The organism is Mesobacillus selenatarsenatis SF-1 (assembly GCF_000813125.1).
In the GTDB taxonomy this organism is placed as follows: Bacteria; Bacillota; Bacilli; order Bacillales; family Cytobacillaceae; genus Mesobacillus; species Mesobacillus selenatarsenatis.
Genome location: NZ_BASE01000053.1, coordinates 1 through 5,597, shown reverse-complemented (window position 1 = coordinate 5,597; position 5,597 = coordinate 1). Strand labels below are relative to the sequence as shown.

Sequence of the window (5,597 nt, the reverse complement as noted above, 5' to 3'; positions counted from 1 at the left end):
TAAAGCTCTGATATGTTCCCGGTCTCAGTCCAAGAAGAGAAAACCGGTCACATAAACCCGGAATATGTTCCCGGTCTCAGTTCAAGAAGAGAAAACCAGTCACATAAAGCCCGGATAAGTCCCTGGTCTTTGTCCAAGAATAGAAAACCGGTCACAAAAAGTCCGGATATGTTCCCGGTCTCAGTCCAAGAAGAGAAAACCGGTCACATAAACCCAGAATATCTGCCCGTTCATTGTTCGAGAGGAGACGACGTGTAACATAGAGTGCAGTCCTTGCTTTCTCCTCTGTCAAAATAAAAGTTCTTGTCAATAGTGTAAATGTGTGTAAAAATAGATGTCAAGACACCTGTTAATCCAGGAGGCTATCATTATATGAAACAAGCAGATGTAATCATTGTTGGCAGCGGGATTGCCGCACTTCAATTGGCCAATAAATTAGCAAAGAGTTTAAATGTGATTATTCTCACAAAGAAAGAACTGACAGCAGGCAATTCTTATCTCGCACAAGGCGGGGTTGCAGCGGCGGTTGCACCGGGCGATGACCCTTACTTCCATTATCTCGACACAATGGAAGCAGGAGCTCACCATAATAACTCTGAAGCTGTACTTGAAATCACCAAAAAAGCACCGGAGTTGATCAAAGGATTATGGCAATCAGGCTGCCTTTTTGATGAAGATGCAGATGGAAAATTGCTGCTGGGGATGGAAGGAGCTCATAGTGAAAAGAGGATTGTCCATAGCGGAGGCGATGCGACCGGTAAGCATATGGTCGACTTTTTGCTCTCGAACTTGGATGGCAATATTTCAATTGAACAGTCCACATTTGTATATGAGCTATTTATAGACAGCGATGCAACTCGTTGTATCGGTGTGAAAGCGAAACTCCCTGATGGAACGAATGAAGTGTATCTTGCTCCCCATGTGGTCCTTGCTACGGGTGGCTGCGGGCAGGTCTTTGCCTTCACCTCTAATGCAGAGACTGCAACCGGAGATGGAATGGCGTTGGCATACAGGGCAGGTGCTGAGCTTGCCGACATGGAATTTGTCCAGTTCCATCCCACACTTCTTTATGTAAATGGAAAGACGAGAGGCCTCATATCTGAAGCGGTTAGGGGTGAAGGGGCCGTTCTCGCAACTGCTGAAGGAAAGCGGATCATGGAGGGTGTTCATCCTTTGAAGGACCTGGCACCGCGGCATATTGTCTCCCAGACGATTTATGATTACTCGCGAAGAGGAATTCAAATCTATCTAGATATCACAACCATCTCTGGTTTCAGCAGCCGCTTCCCAACGATCAGCAAGCTTTGTGCCCTTTATGGAATAGATATTGAAAAAGGTTTGATTCCTGTTGTCCCCGGGAGCCATTTTATCATGGGCGGGATAAAGACTGATTTGCAGGGCAGAACAAGCATCCCGGGTCTATATTCGATCGGTGAAGCGGCCTGTACAGGAATTCACGGAGCAAACAGATTGGCGAGCAATTCATTATTAGAAGGCATGTTTGTTGGCGGAAATCTTGCTGATTTGCTTAATAGCCATCAAGATGCCAAAAGAGATGATGCAATTATTAGAGGTTTTCATAATCAAACTGCCAAAAGAGCAGACAACATTATGGAAATGCAAAATCAAACTGTAATAAAAGCATGCAATATGTTGGAAAATCAATATGTTTCCAGCAATGAGCTCCCTGTTATTTCCTCCCTAAAACAAACAATGATGGACCGGACAGGGATTGTCCGTACAAAGGAATTGCTGACCTTACAGATTGAGTGGCTTGATCAGTTCAACCTGGACCAATGGCTGGAGGCTCGGCTGGACCATTTGCAGCCATCTGAATTGAATAGGCTGTTCATGTACATCACCGCATCTTTAATTACAAAGGCGGCATTGGAAAGGACAGAAAGCAGGGGCGGGCATTATCGAAAAGATTTCCCGCATGAGGATAACGCCAATTGGATGAAAAAACAAATCATCCATCAACGAAAAAACGTAAAGGATGGTAAGCATGAATTCAATCAAACTGCGCTTGCTACTTGAACAATTTTTTTATTGAAGATATTGGTGAACGTGATGTCACCAGTGAACTGATTTTCGGAAATGAAAACAGAGGAAGCATGGTGTTGATCGCCAAAGATGAAGGTATTTTCTGCGGGGAACAAATCATCCAAACAGGCTTCAGGCTGCTTGATGAGAGCAGTCAGATTACCCAGAAGGTGAAAGATGGAGAGAAAGTTGTTAAGGGTCAAGAACTTGCCTTGATCAACGGCAGGGTTTCCGCTTTGCTTAAAGCAGAAAGAGTCGTCCTTAACCTTGTACAGCGGATGAGTGGCATCGCGACGAAAACCAATGAAGCTGTCCGCGTCCTAAATAGCTCGAAAACAAGAATCTGTGATACACGTAAAACAACTCCGGGTCTCAGGATGCTTGAAAAGTATGCGGTTCGCTGCGGAGGCGGCTTCAATCATCGTTATGGGCTGTATGACGCCGTGATGATTAAGGATAACCACATCTCATTCGCAGGCTCGATCAGCCATGCAGTAGATGCAGTAAGGTCAAATCTTGGGCATATGGTGAAGGTCGAGGTCGAGATTGAAACGAAGGACCAGCTTCTCGAAGCGATTGAAGCAAAGGTTGACTGCATCATGTTCGACAACAGACACCCTGACCAGATCAAGGATTGGATCAATAATGTGCCGGCAGGAATTTTGACAGAGGCATCGGGAGGCATCACCCTTGACAACCTCGATAGCTACAGTGATTGCGGTATCGATTATATTTCTCTTGGATTCCTCACGCACTCTGTAAAATCATTGGATGTTAGCGCAAAAGTGATGGCTGAAACGGAAGGGGCTGTAGCATATGAATATATTGGAGACGCTCGAAGCGAAATCTAAGATGCTTCCTGAAAAGTACAAAAATATGTCTGTCCAGGAACTTGAGGACATGATCAGGAGTATTAAGGAGAAGATGGGCAAGAAGCTCTTTATCCCTGGTCACCATTATCAAAAGGATGAGGTCATTCAATTCGCTGATGCGACTGGGGATTCATTGAAATTAGCACAGCTGTCAGCAGAGAACAGGGAAGCGGAACATATTGTGTTCTGCGGCGTCCATTTCATGGCTGAGACGGCAGACATTTTAACAACCGAAAGCCAGAAGGTCTACCTTCCAGATATGAGGGCTGGCTGCTCGATGGCGGACATGGCGGATATTTACCAGACCGAAAGAGCCTGGGAGTTCCTGCAGGTGCTGTTTGGGGACACTATTTTGCCGTTAACGTATGTGAACTCAACAGCAGCAATCAAATCATTTGTCGGGGCTAATAGCGGTGCTACTGTAACATCCTCCAACGCCGAGAAGATGGTGCGCTGGGCTTTTTCGAAAAAGGAACGCCTGCTTTTCCTTCCAGATCAGCATTTAGGAAGGAATACTGCTTTTAATATCGGCGTCAACCTGGACGAAATGGCCGTTTACAACCCGATTGAGAATATCCTTGAATTTGATGGACCGCTTGAAAAAGTGAAGGTTATACTTTGGAAGGGACATTGCTCTGTTCATGAGAATTTTACAGTGCAAAATATCGCCCATGTCCGTGAAGCATACCCGGACATGAAAATCATTGTTCACCCTGAATGCTCACGTGAAGTTGTTGCGTTATCAGATATGGCAGGCTCAACAAATTATATTATTGAAGCGATCGAAGCATCCCCTGCCGGCTCATCATGGGCGGTCGGGACAGAAATGAATTTGGTTAACCGGCTGATTTCACAACACCCGGATAAGCAAATTATTTCTTTGAACCCACATATGTGTCCATGCCTGACAATGAATAGAATCGACCTGCAGCATCTTGCCTGGAGTCTCGATTCAGTTGTCCAGGGGCAGGAAACTAATCTTATAAAAGTGGATGAAGAAACAGCATTTAATGCGAAGCTTGCCCTAAACCGCATGCTTGAGCAATCGTAAATTGGAATCCTTCCCAGATTGGGAAGGATTTTTTTTTTGGGAAAAGCTTAATCTCATGCTGAAAAACATATTTATTTACATAGAAGCATAAGTTTTTTTGAAGATTGTTAGCAATTTGCCCACACCAACATAGAATATATGGACTTATGCCATAGGAGGGAATCAGAGTGAAAATCCATATCGTACAGAAAGGGGATACTCTTTGGAAGATCGCCAAGAAGTACGGCGTGAACTTTGAAGAGCTGAAAAAGATGAACGCGCAGCTCAGCAACCCTGATATGATTATGCCCGGTATGAAAATAAAAGTTCCAACCGCTGGAGGAACAGTAAAGAAAGAAGCTCCGATCACAGGTGGAACGCCTCAAGCAAAAATCAATATGGGTGGCAAAAAGGAAATGCCGATTGCCAAAGAGAAACCGATGCCAATACCAGAAGTGAAGAAAGAAGTGCCAAAAGAGGCTCCCGTAAAGGAACAGCCGAAGAAGGAAATGCCTAAACCGGTTAAGAAGGAAGAGCCTGTTAAACCATATAAACCTAAGATGCCAGTGCAAATAAAGCCGGAGATTGATATTAACAACTACTATATGATGAATATGGCTAATATGCAGATGCCGCCGCAGCCAAAGCCGCAACCAAAGCCGCAACCAAAGCCGCAACCAAAGCCGCAGCTCCCGCCTAAACCAGATAATATCTTCCCGGAAATCAAACCAGAGGTAAAACCTGAAGTCAAGCCTGAGGTCAAGGCTCCAGTCAAGCAGCAGGTTAAACCACAGGTTAAGCAAGAATTAAAGCCTCAGCTGCCAAAAGCTGAAATGAAACCAAATGTGAAATCAGAAATAAAGCCCGATATAAAAATTGAAAAGAATGATTTCATGGATGAATCACCATCAATGATGCCATTCGTTCAAGGAGGTTACCAGCAGCCAATGATCCCTTATCCTTATAACTGTTATCCAGGTGCGCCTTCCATGACAGGTCCCGCATATGGCCATCCAGGACAGCAAATGCCATACCCTCAGGTACAGGGAATGTCCCAGTACCCGGGAATGATGCCAAACATGGCAATGCCAGCCGAAGATATGGAATCATCATCCTTTGCCCAGATGCAAATGCCATTGAGCCCGGGTATGGGAGAAAATATGCCTCATTATGGAGCACCACAAATGACAGGTCCTACTTTCCATGGTGTACCTATTTCACCTGTAATGCCTGGGCCGGGATATTGCCCGCCATATGAGCAGGGATATCAGCAACCGATGCCATATATGCCGCAGGTAGCGGGAGCGATGGAGGATCAAATGCCATTGCAGCCACAGGTAGGTGGAATGATGGATAATCAGCAAATGCCACAGGTAGGCGGAATGATGGATGACGAATCATCAGAAATGCCGATGCCTCAGATGCCACAAGTTGGAGGTATGATGGATAACCATATGCCACAGGTAGGCGGAATGATGCAGGGCCAGATGCCGATGATGCCGCAGGTAGGTGGAATGATGGATAACCAAATGCCACAAGTTGGTGGAATGATGCAGGGCCAGATGCCGATGATGCCTCAAGTCGGTGGAATGATGGATAACCAAATGCCACAGGTAGGCGGGATGATGCAGGGGCAGATGCCGCATCAAATA

2 protein-coding genes and 2 pseudogenes are annotated in these 5,597 nt (G+C 45.5%); all 4 read left to right on the top strand.

Features of this window, described 5'->3' with window-relative positions:
* Window positions 1–318 precede the first annotated feature (318 nt).
* Window positions 319–1,983: pseudogene (gene nadB / locus TY49_RS11365) on the top strand (L-aspartate oxidase); the annotation flags it as partial.
* Between the two features lie 22 nt (window positions 1,984–2,005).
* Window positions 2,006–2,894: pseudogene (gene nadC, locus TY49_RS11360) on the top strand (carboxylating nicotinate-nucleotide diphosphorylase).
* Window positions 2,860–3,966: a quinolinate synthase NadA gene (gene nadA, locus TY49_RS11355; protein WP_041966029.1), complete on the top strand. Its 1,107-nt coding sequence runs from the start codon at window positions 2,860–2,862 to the stop codon at window positions 3,964–3,966. Before nadC ends, nadA begins: the two are co-directional and overlap by 35 nt.
* 167 nt (window positions 3,967–4,133) lie before the next feature.
* Window positions 4,134–5,597: SafA/ExsA family spore coat assembly protein (gene safA, locus TY49_RS23915; protein WP_052442164.1), on the top strand; the 1,464-nt coding region annotated here is incomplete at its 3' end.

Excerpts from the sequence above, each read along its gene's own strand:
- nadA (WP_041966029.1), top strand. The coding sequence starts at position 2,860 with ATGAATATATTGGAGACGCTCGAAGCGAAATCTAAGATGCTTCCTGAA.